The sequence below is a fragment of the Geodermatophilus obscurus DSM 43160 genome, assembly GCF_000025345.1.
GTDB lineage: Bacteria > Actinomycetota > Actinomycetes > Mycobacteriales > Geodermatophilaceae > Geodermatophilus > Geodermatophilus obscurus.
Map to the genome: position 1 here is coordinate 4673282 of NC_013757.1, position 16165 is coordinate 4689446.

At 74.1% G+C, this 16165-nt stretch carries 16 protein-coding genes; 7 read left to right on the forward strand and 9 right to left on the reverse strand.

Annotation, left to right across the window (positions count from 1 at the left end; all coding sequences use genetic code 11):
* The first annotated feature begins 107 nt into the window (after positions 1–107).
* Both GOBS_RS21720 and GOBS_RS21725 read left to right on the forward strand, forming a co-directional pair.
* A complete protein-coding gene (locus tag GOBS_RS21720) occupies positions 108–1028 on the forward strand; it encodes a PspC domain-containing protein (protein ID WP_012950415.1) in 921 nt (306 codons plus the stop codon).
* Positions 1021–1320, forward strand: a complete 300-nt coding sequence (locus GOBS_RS21725; RefSeq protein ID WP_012950416.1) for a hypothetical protein — start codon at positions 1021–1023, stop codon at positions 1318–1320. Before GOBS_RS21720 ends, GOBS_RS21725 begins: the two co-directional genes overlap by 8 nt.
* A gap of 57 nt (positions 1321–1377) precedes the next feature.
* On the opposite strand, the gene gdhA is transcribed toward GOBS_RS21725, so the two are convergent.
* Both gdhA and GOBS_RS21735 read right to left on the reverse strand, forming a co-directional pair.
* The gene (gdhA, locus tag GOBS_RS21730; protein ID WP_012950417.1) at positions 1378–2727 is read right to left on the reverse strand and encodes an NADP-specific glutamate dehydrogenase; all 1350 of its coding nucleotides are present in this window, start codon (positions 2725–2727) and stop codon (positions 1378–1380) included.
* A 64-nt stretch (positions 2728–2791) separates the two neighbouring features.
* Positions 2792–3280, reverse strand: a complete 489-nt coding sequence (locus GOBS_RS21735; protein ID WP_041242619.1) for a GNAT family N-acetyltransferase — start codon at positions 3278–3280, stop codon at positions 2792–2794.
* Between the two features lie 164 nt (positions 3281–3444).
* Between GOBS_RS21735 and GOBS_RS27795 the strand changes: the two genes are divergently transcribed.
* Both GOBS_RS27795 and GOBS_RS21745 read left to right on the forward strand, forming a co-directional pair.
* Positions 3445–3945 carry a hypothetical protein gene (locus GOBS_RS27795; RefSeq protein WP_166487484.1) on the forward strand — a complete coding sequence of 167 codons (501 nt, stop codon included), beginning with the start codon at positions 3445–3447 and terminating at the stop codon, positions 3943–3945.
* On the forward strand, positions 3942–5522 hold the full coding sequence (locus GOBS_RS21745) for a glycosyltransferase family 39 protein (protein ID WP_012950420.1): 1581 nt from the start codon (positions 3942–3944) through the stop codon (positions 5520–5522). Before GOBS_RS27795 ends, GOBS_RS21745 begins: the two co-directional genes overlap by 4 nt.
* Positions 5523–5559: 37 nt before the next feature.
* On the opposite strand, the gene guaA is transcribed toward GOBS_RS21745, so the two are convergent.
* The 3 genes from guaA to guaB are packed head-to-tail and all read right to left on the reverse strand — an operon-like array spanning position 5560 to position 9782.
* Positions 5560–7122: a glutamine-hydrolyzing GMP synthase gene (guaA, locus tag GOBS_RS21750; protein WP_012950421.1), complete on the reverse strand. Its 1563-nt coding sequence runs from the start codon at positions 7120–7122 to the stop codon at positions 5560–5562.
* Entirely contained in the window at positions 7122–8273 is a 1152-nt protein-coding gene (locus tag GOBS_RS21755; protein WP_012950422.1) for a GuaB3 family IMP dehydrogenase-related protein, read from the reverse strand. The genes guaA and GOBS_RS21755 overlap by 1 nt, the downstream gene beginning before the upstream one ends.
* A 3-nt stretch (positions 8274–8276) precedes the next feature.
* Positions 8277–9782, reverse strand: coding sequence for an IMP dehydrogenase (gene guaB, locus GOBS_RS21760; RefSeq protein ID WP_012950423.1), 1506 nt, complete (start codon positions 9780–9782; stop codon positions 8277–8279).
* A gap of 124 nt (positions 9783–9906) precedes the next feature.
* Between guaB and GOBS_RS21765 the strand changes: the two genes are divergently transcribed.
* On the forward strand, positions 9907–10308 hold the full coding sequence (locus tag GOBS_RS21765; RefSeq protein WP_041241620.1) for a DUF5319 family protein: 402 nt from the start codon (positions 9907–9909) through the stop codon (positions 10306–10308).
* A 184-nt stretch (positions 10309–10492) separates the two neighbouring features.
* Here the strand turns inward: GOBS_RS21765 and GOBS_RS27800 are convergent, their stop codons facing one another.
* Entirely contained in the window at positions 10493–11254 is a 762-nt protein-coding gene (locus GOBS_RS27800) for a response regulator transcription factor (RefSeq protein WP_012950424.1), read from the reverse strand.
* Positions 11255–11590: 336 nt separating this feature from the next.
* On the opposite strand from GOBS_RS27800, the gene GOBS_RS21775 reads away from it, so the two are divergent.
* Positions 11591–11890: a WhiB family transcriptional regulator gene (locus GOBS_RS21775; protein ID WP_012950425.1), complete on the forward strand. Its 300-nt coding sequence runs from the start codon at positions 11591–11593 to the stop codon at positions 11888–11890.
* Between the two features lie 108 nt (positions 11891–11998).
* Here GOBS_RS21775 and GOBS_RS21780 read toward each other — a convergent pair whose 3' ends face one another.
* The 3 genes from GOBS_RS21780 to groES all read right to left on the reverse strand — a co-directional run bounded on the left by GOBS_RS21780 (position 11999) and on the right by groES (position 14696).
* A complete protein-coding gene (locus GOBS_RS21780) occupies positions 11999–12463 on the reverse strand; it encodes a hypothetical protein (protein ID WP_012950426.1) in 465 nt (154 codons plus the stop codon).
* A gap of 125 nt (positions 12464–12588) precedes the next feature.
* Complete coding sequence (gene groL / locus GOBS_RS21785; RefSeq protein WP_012950427.1) at positions 12589–14229, reverse strand: chaperonin GroEL; 1641 nt, start codon at positions 14227–14229, stop codon at positions 12589–12591.
* A 158-nt stretch (positions 14230–14387) separates the two neighbouring features.
* On the reverse strand, positions 14388–14696 hold the full coding sequence (gene groES / locus GOBS_RS21790; protein WP_012950428.1) for a co-chaperone GroES: 309 nt from the start codon (positions 14694–14696) through the stop codon (positions 14388–14390).
* Between the two features lie 188 nt (positions 14697–14884).
* On the opposite strand from groES, the gene GOBS_RS21795 reads away from it, so the two are divergent.
* A complete protein-coding gene (locus tag GOBS_RS21795) occupies positions 14885–16108 on the forward strand; it encodes a class I SAM-dependent methyltransferase (RefSeq protein WP_012950429.1) in 1224 nt (407 codons plus the stop codon).
* The last annotated feature ends 57 nt before the right edge of the window (positions 16109–16165 follow it).

A 16165-nucleotide genomic window follows, 5' to 3' on the forward strand; every position in this document is an offset into this window, starting at 1 on the left:
CGGGGCGGCCCGCCTCGACACCAGGAACCACCCGGGTTGGTGGACCCGGGTCGGATGGGGGCGTTCCCTGATGGACCGCACCGTCGGCCGCGAGCAGGGTCTGTGCCATGACATCCGCACCGCCTCCCGCTCCCCCGTCGGCGGACCCGCCGGCGGCCGCGTACCCCCCGCCGCCCGGGCTCCCGGTGCGGCCGCCGCTGCGGCGCAGCCGCAGCGACAAGGTCATCGGCGGCGTCGCCGGCGGCCTGGCCGACTACAGCGGCATCGACGCGCTGCTGTGGCGGGTCGGCCTGGTCGCGCTGGCCCTGGCCGGCCCCGGCGTCCCCGTCTACCTGCTCCTGTGGCTGCTCATGCCGGCCGGGCCGCCCGGTGACCCCACCGCCGTCGCCCGTGCCCCGCGCGCCGTCGGTCCGCGGTCTCCGGTGCCCGGGCTGACGCTGGCCGGGTTGCTCATCGTGGTCGGCTCGCTGGTCCTGCTCAGCCGGCTCACCGACTGGGACGTCGGCCCCCGGATCGTGCTCGGCACCGGGCTGCTGGTCGTCGGGCTCGGCCTGGTCGCCGCCGCCTTCTCCGGCGGGCGGACGGCGAAGGGCGGGCTGCTCACGCTCGGTGTGCTGCTGTCGCTGGCGCTCATGGTCGTCGCGGCGGAGCCGTGGCGGGGCGTCGAGGACGGCATGGGCAGCCGCACGTACCGCCCGGCCAGCGCGGACGCCGTCCAGCCGGTCTACGACCAGGGGGTCGGCGACACGACGCTGGACCTCTCCCGCATCGACCTGTCCGGCCTCGACGGTCCGATCGTCACGAGGGTGGACGGCGGCGTGGGCAACGTCGAGGTCCTCGTGCCCCGCTCGGCCGACGTCCGGATCGAGGTGGACGGCGGCATCGGGAACGTCGACGTCCTCGGCCTCGGATCCGACGGCGGCTTCTCCCCGGGCACCGGTTCCGCGTCCTGGACCGGTGACGACGACCCCGAGATCGAACTGACCATCGACGCCGGTGTCGGTGACGTGGAGGTGCGCCGTGCCTGACTACAGCGAGTTCCCGACGACCCCGACCGCCTGGCAGGAACAGCAGCTGAGGGACTGGCAGATCGTGACCCCGCTGTCGACCGAGGACCCGCCCCGGCCCGAGCGCCGCGGCGTCGACCTCACCGCCCTGGTGCCGGGACTGTTCTTCGTCGTCCTGGCGGTCGTGCTGATGGCCGGCGCGGTCCTGCCGGTCGGCCTGGTCACCGAGGGTGGCCTGCTGTGGCTGGTGCTGATCGGCGGCGGCATCGCGCTGCTGGTGTCCGAGCTGCGCCGGGCCCGCCGCAGGCGCTGACCTCCCGCACGCGAGGGCCCGGGGAGCGATCGCTCCCCGGGCCCTCGCGCGTGCGCCTCAGATGAGGCCGTGGGCGTGCACCGCCTCGGCCACCTGCAGGAAGCCGGCCACGTTGGCGCCGAGCACCAGGTCACCGGGGCTGCCGTACTCCTCGGCGGTGGCGTGGCAGCGGTCGTGGATGCCCCGCATGATCTCCTCCAGCCGGGTCTCGCTGTGCTCGAAGGTCCAGCGGTCGCGGGAGGCGTTCTGCTGCATCTCCAGCGCGGAGGTCGCCACGCCGCCGGCGTTGGCGGCCTTGCCCGGGGCGAAGGCGGTGCCGGCCTCGCGGAGCACCCGTACGGCGTCCGGCGTGGTGGGCATGTTGGCGCCCTCGACGACGTACCGGCAGCCGTTCTGCACCAGCGTCCGCGCCGCGTCCTCCCCCAGCTCGTTCTGGGTGGCGCTGGGGATGGCCACCTCGCACGGGACGTCCCAGATGCTCCCGTCGGCCACGAACCGCGCCGTCCCCACCCGCTCGGCGTACTGGTCGATGCGGCTCCGCTCGACCTCCTTGACCTGCTTGAGGACGTCGAGGTCGATGCCCTTCTCGTCGACGACGTAGCCGCTGGAGTCCGAGCAGGCCACCACCGTGCCGCCGAGCTGGTGCACCTTCTCGATGGCGTAGACCGCCACGTTGCCCGAGCCGCTCACCACGACCCGCCGGCCGTCGAAGGACTCCCCCGCGGTCTGCATCATCGCCTCGGCGAAGAAGACGGCGCCGTAGCCGGTGGCCTCGGTGCGGACCAGCGCACCGCCCCAGCCCAGCCCCTTGCCGGTGATCACGCCGGACTCGTAGCGGTTGGTGATCCGCTTGTACTGCCCGAAGAGGTAGCCGATCTCGCGGGTGCCGACGCCGATGTCGCCGGCCGGCACGTCGGTGTACTCGCCCAGGTGCCGGTAGAGCTCGGTCATGAAGGACTGGCAGAAGCGCATGACCTCGGCGTCCGACCGGCCCTTGGGGTCGAAGTCCGAGCCGCCCTTGCCACCGCCGATCGGCATGCCGGTGAGCGCGTTCTTGAAGATCTGCTCGAAGCCGAGGAACTTCACGATCCCCAGGTCCACCGAGGGGTGGAAGCGCAGGCCGCCCTTGTAGGGCCCGAGGGCGGAGTTGAACTCGACGCGGAAGCCGCGGTTGATCTGCACCTCGCCGCGGTCGTCCTGCCAGGGGACGCGGAAGATGATCTGCCGCTCGGGCTCGCAGATCCGCTCGACGGTCTTCATCTCGCTGTACTCGCTGTGCCGGTCCAGCACCACGGCCAGCGACTCGAGCACCTCGCGCACCGCCTGGTGGAACTCCGTCTCACCGCGGTTGCGCCGCAGCACCTCGTCGTAGATCCCCTGGACCCTCGCCGGAACCGATCCGTTCACGCCTGCTCCCCACTCCGGTACCACGCTGTACCGCCATGCTGGCAGCAGACCGCGGACTCCGCGGTCAGGGGGGGCGGTAGTACCGCACCAGAGGCAGTCCGGTGAACCCGTGCCGCTCGTAGAGGGCGCGGGCCGGGGCGTGACCGGGGTCGCCACCGGTGCCGATGCCGGCGAGCGGCACCCCCCGCCCGGCGATCTCGGCCACCGCACGGTCCAGCAGCCGGCCCGCGATGCCGGCCCGCTGGTGGCTCGGCGCGACGGCGATCATCTCGACCTCGCCGACCGGGGTGGCGTCTTCTTCCGTCCACCGGACGGCGGCGAAGCCGACCGGGGCGCCGTCGACGTCGGCGACCCAGGCGTCGACGTCCCCGGACCGGCACACCTCGGCCACCGCACGTGCCTGCGCGGTCCGCCAGTCCGGGTAGACCAGGTCGAAGGCCCGCGGTCCCATGACCTGCTGGAAGCTGGCGAACACCGGCACCCAGGCGTCGAGGGGGAACGCGACGACGGCGTTGACGTCCGCGTCGGTCAACGGCCGGATGGCGGCGTCCACGCCGCCGATCGGACCAGGGGGGTCGGCGGCCGGTCGACCGGGTTCCGGTCCCTGCCACTCGATGGTGCCCGGCAGCCTGCTCGGCACGTCGAGCACGGCGAACGTCGGCCCGGCGCAGCACGCTCAGCTGCTCCCGGTGACCGCCGGTGCGTACGCTCCCGCTGGTGAGGGCCGGTGGGGGTGCCGCGCTGGCCGGCATCACGGTCGTCCTGCTGGCCCTCGTCCTCGCGACGGCCTCCTGGCCCGTGCTCGGCTCGCTGGCACAGCGCACGCCGCTGCCACCGGCCGCGCAGTGGACCGACGCCGGTGTCCCCGTGCCCGCGTCGGCCGGTCGGTGCGCCGCACAGGACGGCACGGACCCCGGCTCGGTGCACTGGTGCATGCCCGCCGGTGTGAGCGCGGCAACGGTCGACCGGTGGTACCGCGACGTGCTGCCCCCGGGTCGCGACGCCGGTGGCCTCCGGTGGTGCGTCGAGCAACGGCGGACAGACAGCAGTCGGCGCGTCCTGTGGTCGACCGGAGCCGGCCTGGCCGGGTACGTCCTGCCACAGCAGCCACCTCGCCCGCCGACGCAGGAGCTCGAGGACCCCGTCGCCGTGGAGGTCGTCGTGCTGCCGGGCGGGTCGTGCCACCCCGCCACCCGGGCCGGCCGGGAGGAGGCGTGAGCGCCGGCCTCCTCGGCGACTCCTCCGTCGACGACCTCGACCGCTCGCCTGCCCGCGGCGATCGCCGTGGCGCCCGCTGGCAGGCTGCGGCGGTCGGTGTCGTCGTCGCGCTGGGCGTCGCCCTGCGGGTCCACTCCCCCTCCGCGCTGTGGCTCGACGAGGCGATCAGCGTCGACATCTCCGGCCTCCCGCTCGCGGACGTCCCGGAGGCGCTCCGCCGGGACGGCGCACCGCCGCTCTACGCGCTGCTGCTGTGGGGCTGGGAGCGGGTGGTCGGGGACTCCGCCACGGAGGTGCGGTGGCTGTCCTCACTCTTCGGTCTCGCCGCGTTGCCGGCCGCTGCCGTGGCCGGTGCCCGGCTGGCCGGCAGGTCGGGGGCCGTCGCTGCGCTGCTGCTCCTGGCGACCTCACCGTTCGCCGTCTACTACTCGACCGAGGCGCGCATGTACAGCCTCGTCGTGCTGCTGGTTCTCTGCGGTCTGCTCGCCCTCGACGGCTACCTCCGCCGGCCGGGAGCGGCGCGTGGCGTCCTGGTCGCGGTGGTCACGGCAGCGCTGGCCCTCACCCACTACTGGTCGTTGTTCCTGTTGGCCGTCGCCGGCGGGGGGCTGCTGGCGTCGGCCTGGCGAGCGCGGAGCACGGCCCGCGCCCGGGCCGCCGCGTGGATGGCCGCAGGCGGACTGCTCTTCCTCCCCTGGCTGCCGTCGTTCCTCTACCAGTTCGCGCACACGGGGACGCCGTGGGCCAGTCCGATCGGGTGGTTCGCCGCGCTGCAGTCGACCGTCGTCGCGTGGGCCGGTGGAGGGGGCCGGACCACGGCACTGGTGCTGGCGGCCGTGCTGCTGCTGCTCGCCGGCATCGGGGTCACCGCGGTCTCGGCGTCCGGCTCGCGGGTCGAGCTCGACCTCCGTGGGCGACCGCCCGGTCGGGTGCTGGCCGTCGGCGTCGGCGGGACCCTCGCGCTCGCCCTGGCGGTGGGCCGCCTCACCGGCGCGGCGTTCGAGGCGCGCTACACCAGCGTGGTCCTGCCGCTGTTCCTGCTGCTGGCCGCCGTCGGTCTCGCCCGGCTGCCGCGCGCGGTCAGGACGCCGGTCCTCGCGGTCGCCGTCGTGGCCGGGGTGGCGGGCGCGGTGCCCGACGTGTACTTCGAGCACAAGACCCAGACAGCGGTGGTCGCCGACGCGCTGCAGGCACAGGCGCTGCCGGGCGACGTCGTCGTCTACTGCCCCGATCAGCTGGGCCCCGCCGTGAGCCGCCTGCTGCCCGGCTCCCTGCGGCAGGAGGTGTACCCGACCGGCGGGTCGCCGGAGCGCGTCGACTGGGCCGACTACGCGGAACGGAACTCGGGCGCCGACCCGACGGCGTACGGGCGTGCCGTCTCCGACCGGGCCGGCGGCAGCGCCGTCTGGCTGGTGTTCCACACCCACTACCGGACGTACGAGGGTCAGTGCGAGGAACTGGCCGAGACCCTGACGGGGCTGCGCGGGGACCCGCTCCGCCTGGTCGAGCCCGACAGTCGCTACTTCGAGTCAGCGCACCTGGTCGGCTGGGCGCCGCTCCCGACCCCGGGACCGTAGGGGGCAGGGCCCACCGGGATCGGAGAGCCGGTGGGGACTACTCCCACTCGATGGTGCCCGGCGGCTTGCTCGTCACGTCGAGCACCACGCGGTTGACCTCGGGCACCTCGTTGGTGATCCGGGTGGAGATGCGGGCCAGCACGTCGTAGGGCAGCCGGGTCCAGTCCGCGGTCATCGCGTCCTCGCTGGACACCGGCCGCAGCACGACCGGGTGGCCGTAGGTGCGCCCGTCGCCCTGGACGCCGACCGAGCGGACGTCGGCCAGCAGCACCACCGGGCACTGCCAGATCTCGCGGTCCAGCCCGGCGGCGGTGAGCTCGGTACGGGCGATCGCGTCGGCCCTGCGCAGCACGTCGAGCCGCTCCTGGGTGACCTCGCCGATGATCCGGATGCCCAGCCCCGGGCCCGGGAACGGCTGCCGCCACACCAGCGACTCGGGCAGGCCCAGCTGCAGGCCGACCTCGCGGACCTCGTCCTTGAACAGCGTGCGCAGCGGCTCGACGAGGGTGAAGGTGAGGTCCTCGGGCAGCCCACCGACGTTGTGGTGGCTCTTGATGTTCGCCGTCCCCGTGCCGCCGCCGGACTCGACGACGTCGGGGTAGAGCGTGCCCTGCACGAGGAAGTCGACGGTCTCGCCGTGCGCCTTCGCGTCGGCGACCACGTCGAGCGCCGCCTGCTCGAAGACGCGGATGAACTCCCGGCCGATGGTCTTGCGCTTCTGCTCGGGGTCGCTGATCCCGGCCAGCGCACCGAGGAACTGCTCGCGCGCGTCGACCACCCGCAGGTCGGCGCCGGTGACCGCGACGAAGTCCCGCTCGATCTGCTCGGTCTCGCCCTCGCGCATCAGCCCGTGGTCGACGTAGACGCACGTCAGCCGGTCGCCGATCGCCCGCTGCACGAGCGCGGCCGCCACCGCGGAGTCGACCCCGCCGGACAGCGCGCACAGCGCCCGCCGGTCGCCCACCTGGGCGCGGATCCGCTCGACCTGCTCCTCGACGACGTTGGCCATCGTCCAGGTGGGCTCGAGCCCGGCGATGTCGAACAGGAAGTGCTCGAGCACCGTCTGCCCGTGCGCGGTGTGCCGCACCTCGGGGTGGAACTGCACGCCGGCGAGCTTGCGGTCGACGTCCTCGAAGGCGGCGACCGGCGCGCCGGTGGAGGTGGCGGTGACGGTGAACCCGGGCGGGGCGGCGCTGACGGCGTCCCCGTGGCTCATCCACACCGACTGCTCGACCGGCAGCGAGCCGAACAGCCGGCCCTGCGTGGTCACCGTCAGCGGGGTGCCGCCGTACTCGCGGTCGCCGGTGCGCGCGACGGTGCCGCCGAGCGAGGCCGCCATCGCCTGGAACCCGTAGCAGATGCCGAACGCCGGGACGCCGGCCTCGAACAGCATCGGGTCGAGCTGCGGCGCGTCGTCGGCGTAGACGCTGGACGGGCCGCCGGAGAGGACGATCGCCGCGGGCTTGCGGGCGACGATCTCCTCGGCCGGGACGTCGGAGGAGACGATCTCCGAGTAGACGCCGGCCTCGCGGATCCGCCGCGCGATGAGCTGGGCGTACTGCGCGCCGAAGTCGACGACGAGGACGGTGGGGAACTCCATCAGTCGCCCTGCGTCTCCGAGGCGTGGCCGCCGATGACGAGGTCGACGCGCTGGAACTCCTTGAGGTCCCGGTAGCCCGTCTTCGCCATCGTCCGGCGCAGCGCACCGAACAGGTTGGTCCGCCCGTCGGCGGTCCTGGCCTCGCCCAGCAGGACGTCGTGCAGCGGACCCGCCGGGGCGACGGGCGCCGAGGTCCCGCCGCGGGGCAGCCGCGGGTGCGCGGCCACCGAGTCCCACCAGATGCCACCGCCGGGCGCCTCCTCGGCCGCACGCAGCGGCTCGCCGACCTGGACGGCGTCCGCGCCGCAGGCCAGGGCGCGGGCGATGGCGCCGCTGGTCTCGATCCGGCCGTTGGCGATGACGTGCACGTACCGGCCGCCGGTCTCGTCCAGGTAGTCGCGGCGGGCCGCGGCCGCGTCGGCGATCGCGCTGGCCAGCGGCACCCGGATGCCCATGACGGTGTCGGTCGTCGAGTAGGTGTCGGCGCCGACGCCGACGATCACGCCCGCCGCGCCGGTGCGCATCAGGTGCAGCGCGGTCTGGTAATTCGCCGCGCCGCCGACGATCACCGGGACGTCGAGGTCGGCGATGAAGTCCTTGAGGTTGAGCGCGTCGCCCTGGGTGGTGACGTGCTCGGCCGACACGATCGTGCCCTGGATGACCAGCAGGTCGACCCCCGCGGCGAGCACCGTCGGCGCGAGCTGGACGGTGTGCTGCGGGGAGACGCGGACCGCCGTCGTCACGCCGGCGTCGCGGATCTCCTTGACCCGGGCGGTGACCAGGTCCGGATCGACCGGCCGGGCGTACACCTCCTGCAGCAGGGCCACCGGCGGCGGCCCATCACCAGCCGCCTCACGCAGCTGCCGGTACACCGGGGCGGGGTCGTCGTACCGGGTCCACAGCCCCTCGGCGTTGAGCACCCCGAGCCCGCCGGCCTGGCCGACGGCGATCGCCGTGGCCGGGCTGACCACCGCGTCCGACGGGCTGGTCACCAGCGGGATGTCGAAGCGGAAGGCGTCGATCTGCCAGGCGGTCGAGACGTCGTCCATGTCCCGGGTACGGCGGCTGGGGACGATCGAGACCTCGTCGAGGTCGTACCCCCGGCGGGCGAAGCGGTTGAGCCCGATCTCGACGGTGTCGCGCGTGGGCATGGGTCAGCGCCCCCGGTAGTTCGGGGCCTCGACGGTCATCTGGATGTCGTGCGGGTGGCTCTCCACCAGGCCGGCCGAGGTGATCCGGGTCAGCTGGCCGCGCTCCTGCAGGTCGGCGACGGTCTGCGCTCCCGCGTAGCCCATCGAGGCGCGGAGCCCGCCGACGAGCTGGTGGGCCACACCGGACAGCGGGCCGCGGTAGGGCACCTGGCCCTCGATGCCCTCGGGGACGAGCTTGTCGTCGGAGAGCACGTCGTCGGCGAAGTAGCGGTCGCGGCTGAAGGACTGGTTGCCGCGCTTCTGCATCGCGCCCAGCGACCCCATGCCGCGGTAGGTCTTGTACTGCTTGCCGTTGACGAAGACCAGCTCGCCCGGCGCCTCCTCGACGCCGGCGAACAGACCGCCGATCATCACCGTGTCGGCGCCGGCGACCAGGGCCTTGGCGATGTCGCCGGAGTACTGCAGACCGCCGTCGGCGATCACCGGGACGCCGGCCGGTCGCGCGGCCAGCGCCGCCTCGTAGATGGCGGTGACCTGCGGGACGCCGACGCCGGCGACCACGCGGGTGGTGCAGATCGACCCTGGGCCGACGCCGACCTTGACCGCGTCCACCCCGGCGTCGACCAGGGCCTGGGCGCCGGCGCGGGTGGCGACGTTGCCGCCGACCACCTGGACGCCGAAGTCGGCCTTGACCCGCGCCACCATCTCCAGCACCGCCCGCTGGTGGCCGTGCGCGGTGTCGACGACGAGCACGTCCACGCCCGCGTCGACCAGCAGCCCGGCCCGCTTGTAGGCGTCGTCCCCGACACCGAGGGCGGCACCCACCACGAGGCGGCCGTCGTCGTCCTTGGTGGCGTTCGGGAACTGGTCGCGCTTGACGAAGTCCTTGACGGTGATCAGCCCGCGCAACCGGCCGGCGCCGTCGACCAGCGGCAGCTTCTCGATCTTGTTCTTGCGCAGCAGGGCGAGCGCCGTGTCGGCGTCGACGCCCACCGGGGCGGTGACCAGCGGCATCGGCGTCATGACATCGCGGACGAACACCGACTGGTCGGTCTCGAACCGCATGTCCCGGTTGGTCACGATGCCGACCAGGACGCCGTCGGCGTCCACGACCGGCGCGCCGGAGATGCGGTAGCGCGCCGACAGCGCGTCGACCTCGGCGAGGGTGTTGTCCGGCGAGCAGGTCACCGGGTTGGTCACCATGCCGGCCTCGGAGCGCTTGACCAGGTCGACCTGGCCGGCCTGCTCCTCGGCGGCGAGGTTGCGGTGCAGCACGCCCGTGCCGCCGACCCGCGCCATGGCGATCGCCATGCGGGCCTCGGTGACGGTGTCCATCGCGCTGGAGAGCAGCGGGACCGCCAGGCGGATGCCACGGGTCAGCCGGCTGCTGGTGTCCACCTCGGCCGGGACGACGTCCGACGCACCGGGGATGAGCAGGACGTCGTCGTAGGTCAGGCCGAGCGGCGCGAACTTCGCCGGCAGCTCGGGGACGAACTCATCGGGCTGCATCGGTTGCCGCCACCCCTCCGGATCGGCCGGCACCCTCCTGGGCGCGCGGGGAGCCGCACTCGATCGTAGGCGGCGACCCCCGAGGGCTCTGTGTGATCCCCGTCCGGCCGATACCGTGGCACCCGTGAGTTCTTGGGACGACGCTTCCGGGCCCGACTTCGGGTCCGCCGACCAGCCGGGTCCGCCGCCGCTGACCATGGAGGAACGGGCCGGCGTCCTGGACGACCTCGCTGAACTGGAGGTGTTCCGGACGCTGCTGGAGCCGACCGGCATCAAGGGCATCGTCGTCGACTGCCCGGACTGCGACGAGGAGCACCACGTCGACTGGGCCCTGATGCAGGCCAACCTCCGCCAGCTGCTCGAGGAGGGGCAGACCGGTCGCCACGAGCCGCCGTTCGACCCCGACCCCGACGACTACGTCAGCTGGGACTACGCCAGCGGCTACGCCGACGGGATCGCCGCGATGGCCGAGCGCGAGGAGCCCGGCGGCGAGGGCCGCGGCGGCAGGCACGCCCGCGAGGACTGACGAAGGACCCCCCTGCCCCCCACCGTTCGCAGGCTCACGGCGGGCCCCTGCAGGGAGGCCACACCCACACGTGACGAGAATGCGCTGAGCGCCCCCTCCCGTGCAGGGAGAGAGCGCTCGGCGTGTGCTCAGCGGCAGCTGGGCACGGCACCTGGCCGCGGTGCCGGCCGGTGGGCCGGCGGTGTCACTGCATCATGCCGCGGCGGAAACCGGTGGCCACCGCCTCCGCGCGGTCCTTGGCACCGAGCTTGCGGAACAGCCGACGGGCGTGGGTCTTGATGGTGTCCTCGGAGAGGTAGAGCTCGCGGCCGATCTGGGCGTTGCTCTTGCCCTGGCTCATCCCGGTGAGCACCTGCATCTCGCGCATCGAGAGGCTGACCGGCGCGGGCTCGCGGACGGTGGAGCGCACTGTGGTGGGGGCGGCGCCGGCCAGCGGGGTCGCCCCGTTCCAGGCCGGCGTCCCGTTGCCGTGACCGGCGTGGGCGCCGACCGAGGCCAGCGGGACCGGCTGGTGCGGAACGGCCGGCGCGGGGCCGCGGCCGTCGACCCGCAGGCCGACCCGCGACAGGCCCAGGCCCATCTCCAGCGCGGTGGCGTCCCAGCGCAGGTAGCCCCGGGCACCGGCCGCGACCGCTGCCCGGACGGTCTCGCCGTCGTCGGGGGCGCCGAGGACCAGGACCGGCAGCCGCGGGTGGGCGCGCAGCGCCTGGGTGGCGACGGTCAGCCCGGAGTCCATGGCGCGCTGGGTGCCGATGAGCAGGACGTCGGGCTGCCGGGTGGCCAGCCGTGCCATCAGGGCGGCGGCGTCGCCGACGACCTCCACCCGTCCCACGAACGGCAGTGCCACCAGGCGACCCGCGATGTCGTCGCGGACCCGCCGGCGCTCGTCGTAGACCCACACGCACGTCGTGCCGTGGCCGGGTCCGCGCATCCTGTCGTCGATCACGCCTGCTCCTCGCTCGCCGGCCGCACGTCTCGGCCGGGTCCACCGCCCGGGTCCCCCGGCCGGGTCTCGCTCGGACGTGCGGTCCCGTCCGGGGACCTCCGCCGTCGCTCCGGCCGGACCGGAGCCGCCGACGGGTGTCCCGTGGCGGTGTTCGGCACGGCCTGCAGCCACCTTGATCGACTCCGCTGGGCGACAACACCCGCTCTCACCCAGCGGGGGGAGACCGGAGCCGACAAAATGCAGGGTCACCGTGTGTTTGACCCACGGAGGCCTCGGGCACCGGCCCCCTTGCAGCCGGACCGCCTTCTCCGGCTCGCACCGAGCCGAGGAGGACGAATGGCCGACATCCGCCGCCTGCCCACACCTGTCGCCGAGGTCTGGGACTGGCAGCTGCACGGCGCCTGCCGCGGAGAGAGCACCGCGCTGTTCTTCCACCCGGACGGCGAGCGCGGCCCGGCCCGGGCCCGCCGCCAGTCGGCCGCCAAGGCCGTCTGCTCGCGCTGCCCGGTGATCGAGTCCTGCCTCAAGCACGCCCTGTCGGTCCGCGAGCCCTACGGGGTCTGGGGCGGCATGAGCGAGGAGGAGCGGGCCCGGCTGATCGCCGCGGAGCCCGCCGCCGTCGCCGCGGGAGTCTGAGCTCCACCCAGAGACGCCGAGAGGGCCGGTCCAGCAGCTGCTGGACCGGCCCTCTCGGCATTCGTGCGGCTACGCCAGGCGGCGGGCCAGCATCAGCTCGTCGTGCACCTAGGTGCGGCCGCCGTCCCGGGAGGTCTCCGCCGACCAGGTGAAGGAGTCCGGCCCGACGTCGGTGAAGCGCCACCGCAGCCACGGCTCCTCGTCGTCGCTGAGCAGCACCACGTCGGCACCGTGCGCCCGCCCGGTGAAGCGCCGGACCCGGCCGTTCACCGGCTCCATCCAGGTCGACAGCCACCGGTCCCCATCCGGGTGGAGGAAGCGCACCGTCGTCCCGTGGAAGGCCAGCGGCGGCACGCCGGCACCGGGCTCGCCGCGGCCGGGCACGATCCACACGTCCTGGACGGCGCGCCCGTCGAGGACCCAGCCCACGTGCAGCTCCCCGGTCGCGTGGTGCCAGGTGCCGTCGGGGGTCAGGCCGCTCCAGTCCAGCCGCCAGGCCCCGACGAGCCGGCCGAAGTCGTCGAGGGCCCCGGGGTCCGCGGGGCCCGGTGCGTGCAAGGCGTCGACGAGCATCCCGCCATCGTGGTGGACGACCGCCCGACCGCCCACCGCTTCCCGCACACGACGGAGGGCCCGGACCGGATGATCCGGACCGGGCCCTCTGGGCGTGCAGCGCCCTCCGCGGGCGCCGGATCAGCTCAGTGGCTGTGCCCGTGGCCGTGCGAGTGGCCGTGGGTGTGGTGCCCGGCCCCGGCCGGCTCGTCCTCCTCCGGCGCCTCGACGACGGCGGAGTCGGTGGTCAACACCATCGCGGCGATCGAGACGGCGTTGCCCAGCGCGGCCTTGGTGACCTTGACCGGGTCGATGACGCCCTGGGCGGCCAGGTCGCCGTACTCGCCGGTCGCGGCGTTGAAGCCCTGCCCGACCCCGGCCTCGCGGACCTTGGCCACCACGACGCGACCCTCGAAGCCGGCGTTCTCGGCGATGCGGACCAGCGGGGCGTCCAGCGCCCGGCGGACCACGCGGGCACCGGTGAGCTCGTCCCCGGACAGGTCGAGGGCGTCCACGGCCGCGGCCGCGTGCACCAGCGCCGAGCCACCACCGGGGACGACGCCCTCCTCCACCGCGGCGCGGGTGGCGGCGATGGCGTCCTCGATGCGGTGCTTCTTCTCCTTCATCTCGACCTCGGTGGCCGCGCCGACGCGGATGACACCGATGCCGCCGGCGAGCTTGGCCAGCCGCTCCTGCAGCTTCTCGCGGTCCCAGTCGGAGTCGGTCGCCTCGATCTCGCGGCGGATCTGCGCCACCCGGTCGCCGATGGCCTCACCGGTGCCGCCACCGTCGACGATCGTGGTCTCGTCCTTGGTGACGGTGACCCGGCGCGCGGTGCCGAGCACCTCCAGGCCGACCTGGTCGAGCTTGAGGCCGACGTCCTCGCTGACCACCTGGCCGCCGGTGACGACGGCGAGGTCGGTCATGAACGCCTTGCGGCGGTCGCCGAAGTACGGCGACTTCACCGCGACGACCTTGATGGTCTTGCGGATCGAGTTCACGACGAGGGTGGACAGCGCCTCGCCCTCGACGTCCTCGGCGACGATGAGCAGCGGGCGACCGCCCGTGGAGAGCACCTTCTCCAGCAGCGGGAGCAGGTCGGCCAGCGCGCCGATCTTGCCGCTGACCAGCAGCACGAGGGTGTCCTCGAGGACGGCCTCCATCGCCTCCTGGTCAGTGACGAAGTAGGGCGAGAGGTAGCCCTTGTCGAACTGCACGCCCTCGGTCACGTCGAGCTCGGTGGAGAGGGTGGTGCTCTCCTCGACGGTGATGACGCCGTCCTTGCCGACCTTCTCCATGGCCTGGCCGATCAGCTGACCGACCTCGGCGTCCTGCGCCGAGACGGTCGCGACGCCGGCGATGGCCTGCTCGTCGGAGACCGGGATGGCGACCTCGTCGAGGGCCTTGGAGACCGCCTCGGCGGCGGCGCGCATGCCGGTGCCGAGAGCCGTCGGGCTGGCACCGGCGGCGACGTTGCGCATGCCCTCGTGCACCAGGGCCTGGGCCAGCACGGTCGCGGTGGTGGTGCCGTCGCCGGCGACGTCGTTGGTCTTGGTGGCCACGTTCTTGGCCAGCTGGGCGCCGAGGTTCTCGTAGGGGTCCTCGAGCTCGACCTCACGGGCGATGGTCACGCCGTCGTTGGTGATGGTCGGGGCGCCGAACTTCTTGTCGAGGACGACGTTGCGCCCGCGCGGACCGAGGGTCACCTTGACCGCGTCGGCGAGCTTGTCCACGCCGCGCTCGAGCGCACGGCGGGCGTCCTCGTTGAACTTGATGATCTTGGCCATGGGGCCCTTCCGATCAGGTGGAGCACGGGGTGGGACGACGACCGCCCCGGGACCCGGTCAGTTCGGGTCGCCGGGGCGGACGCGAGGCGCTGGGACGGCCCGGCTGCAGGGACCCACGGCGCGCGGAGCGTGTCGTGGAGGGCAGCCGGGTCCTTCTCCTACTTCTCCACGACGGCGAGCAGGTCGCGGGCGGAGAGCACGAGGTACTCCTCGCCGGCGTACTTGACCTCGGTGCCGCCGTACTTGGAGTAGATGACCACGTCGCCGACGTTGACGTCGAGCGGGACGCGGTTGCCGTTGTCGTCGACGCGACCGGGGCCCACGGCCACGACCGTGCCCTCCTGCGGCTTCTCCTTGGCGGTGTCCGGGATGACCAGGCCGGAGGCGGTGGTGGTCTCGGCCTCGTTGGCCTGGACCACGACACGGTCCTCGAGCGGCTTGATGTTGACCTTGGTAGCGGTCGTCACGAGGTGACGCCCCCTTCGGGATCGGACGGCTGGTGGGTCGTGCTCTGATGCTGTGGCACGGTGCCGGTGCCTGCCGTCGCGGGGGTCAGGCGCCTGGTGCCCGTGTCGATTGGCACTCTACCTACGAGAGTGCCAGCCACTCAACCGGGGTCACGGCGCCCGGCCACGGCGGGTGCCAGGCTGGTGAGGTGCCCGACGAGCCCGCCCCCGACGCGCTGACCCAGCTGCGCTGGCTGCGCACTCCCGAGGGGACGGCGGCCACGGCGCGGGCAGCCGCGCTGCTCGCCGAGGGCGCCGACCTGCTGACCGGCCTGGCACGGCTGCGGGCCGAGGTCGGCGCCGACCACGCCGGCCCGGCCTGGGAGCTGGCGCGGCTGCGCGCGCGGGCGCGCCCGGTGTTCGGCGCCGACGCCGACGTCCTCTTCCTCACCGCCGACACCCTCGAGCAGGCCGGCCGGCCCGCACTGGCCGCGCGGCGGGCGCAGCGCCTGCTGTCCGGCGAGGTGGACTCGGCGGTCGACCTCGGCTGCGCGTCCGGCACCGACACGGTGGCGCTGGCGCGGGCCGGGGCCACCGTGCTCGCCGTCGACACCGACCCGCTGGCCCGAGAGCTGACCGCCGCGAACGCCGAGGCGCTCGGGGTGGCCGACCGGGTGTGGGTGGTCGCCGGCGACGCCGTCGAACTGGTCGACGCGGCGCGCGGCGGCGAGGTGGCCGGCTGCGCCGCGGCCGTCCTGGACCCGGCGCGGCGGGCCGGCGGACGACGGCAGCTGGACCCCGACCGCTGGTCACCGCCCTGGTCGACGGTGACGACGCTGCTGGACCGGGCGCCGCACGCGGTGGTCAAGGTGGCGCCGGGCCTGGACCACGAGCGGGTGCCGGCCGGGGTCGAGGCGGAGTGGGTGTCGGCCGGCGGCTCGATCGTCGAGGCGCTGCTGTGGGGGCGGGCGGTGTCGACGGTCTGGCGGCGGGCGTCCCTGGTGCACGGGGACGACGCCCTGGAGCTGACCGCCGAGGCCGACCCCGGGCCCGCACCGTCCGGGCCGGTGCGCGGCTGGCTGCACGAGCCCGACCCGGCGGTGATCCGCTCGGGGCTGGTGTCGCTGGTCGCGGTCGACGTCGGTGCCACGCTGGTCGACCCGACGATCGCCTACCTGACCGCCGATGCGGCGACCGACTCCCCGTGGGTGTCCTCCTACCGGGTCGACGAGGTGCTGCCGTTCAACCTCAAGAAGCTGAGGGCACTGCTGCGGACGCGCGGCGTCGGCCGGGTGGTGGTCAAGAAGCGCGGCTCGGCGATCGAGCCGGAGACGCTTGCCCGCCAGCTGCGCGGGGAGGGCGCGGGGACGGCGACCGTCGTCGTCACCCGGGTCGCCGGCGCCCCCACCGCCCTCGTCTGCGATGTCCGGTGACCCGCCACGGCCCCGTCCAGAGGCTCGCCCCGAGCCTGCGTGGGGTGGGGAGGACGG

Coding starts and splice junctions, on each gene's coding strand:
- GOBS_RS21720 (WP_012950415.1), top strand. CDS start 108: ATGACATCCGCACCGCCTCCCGCTCCCCCGTCGGCGGACCCGCCGGCG.
- guaA (WP_012950421.1), bottom strand. CDS start 7,122: ATGGAGTTCCCCACCGTCCTCGTCGTCGACTTCGGCGCGCAGTACGCC.
- GOBS_RS21755 (WP_012950422.1), bottom strand. CDS start 8,273: ATGCCCACGCGCGACACCGTCGAGATCGGGCTCAACCGCTTCGCCCGC.
- guaB (WP_012950423.1), bottom strand. CDS start 9,782: ATGCAGCCCGATGAGTTCGTCCCCGAGCTGCCGGCGAAGTTCGCGCCG.
- GOBS_RS21775 (WP_012950425.1), top strand. CDS start 11,591: ATGGCCGACATCCGCCGCCTGCCCACACCTGTCGCCGAGGTCTGGGAC.
- GOBS_RS21780 (WP_012950426.1), bottom strand. CDS start 12,463: ATGCTCGTCGACGCCTTGCACGCACCGGGCCCCGCGGACCCCGGGGCC.
- groL (WP_012950427.1), bottom strand. CDS start 14,229: ATGGCCAAGATCATCAAGTTCAACGAGGACGCCCGCCGTGCGCTCGAG.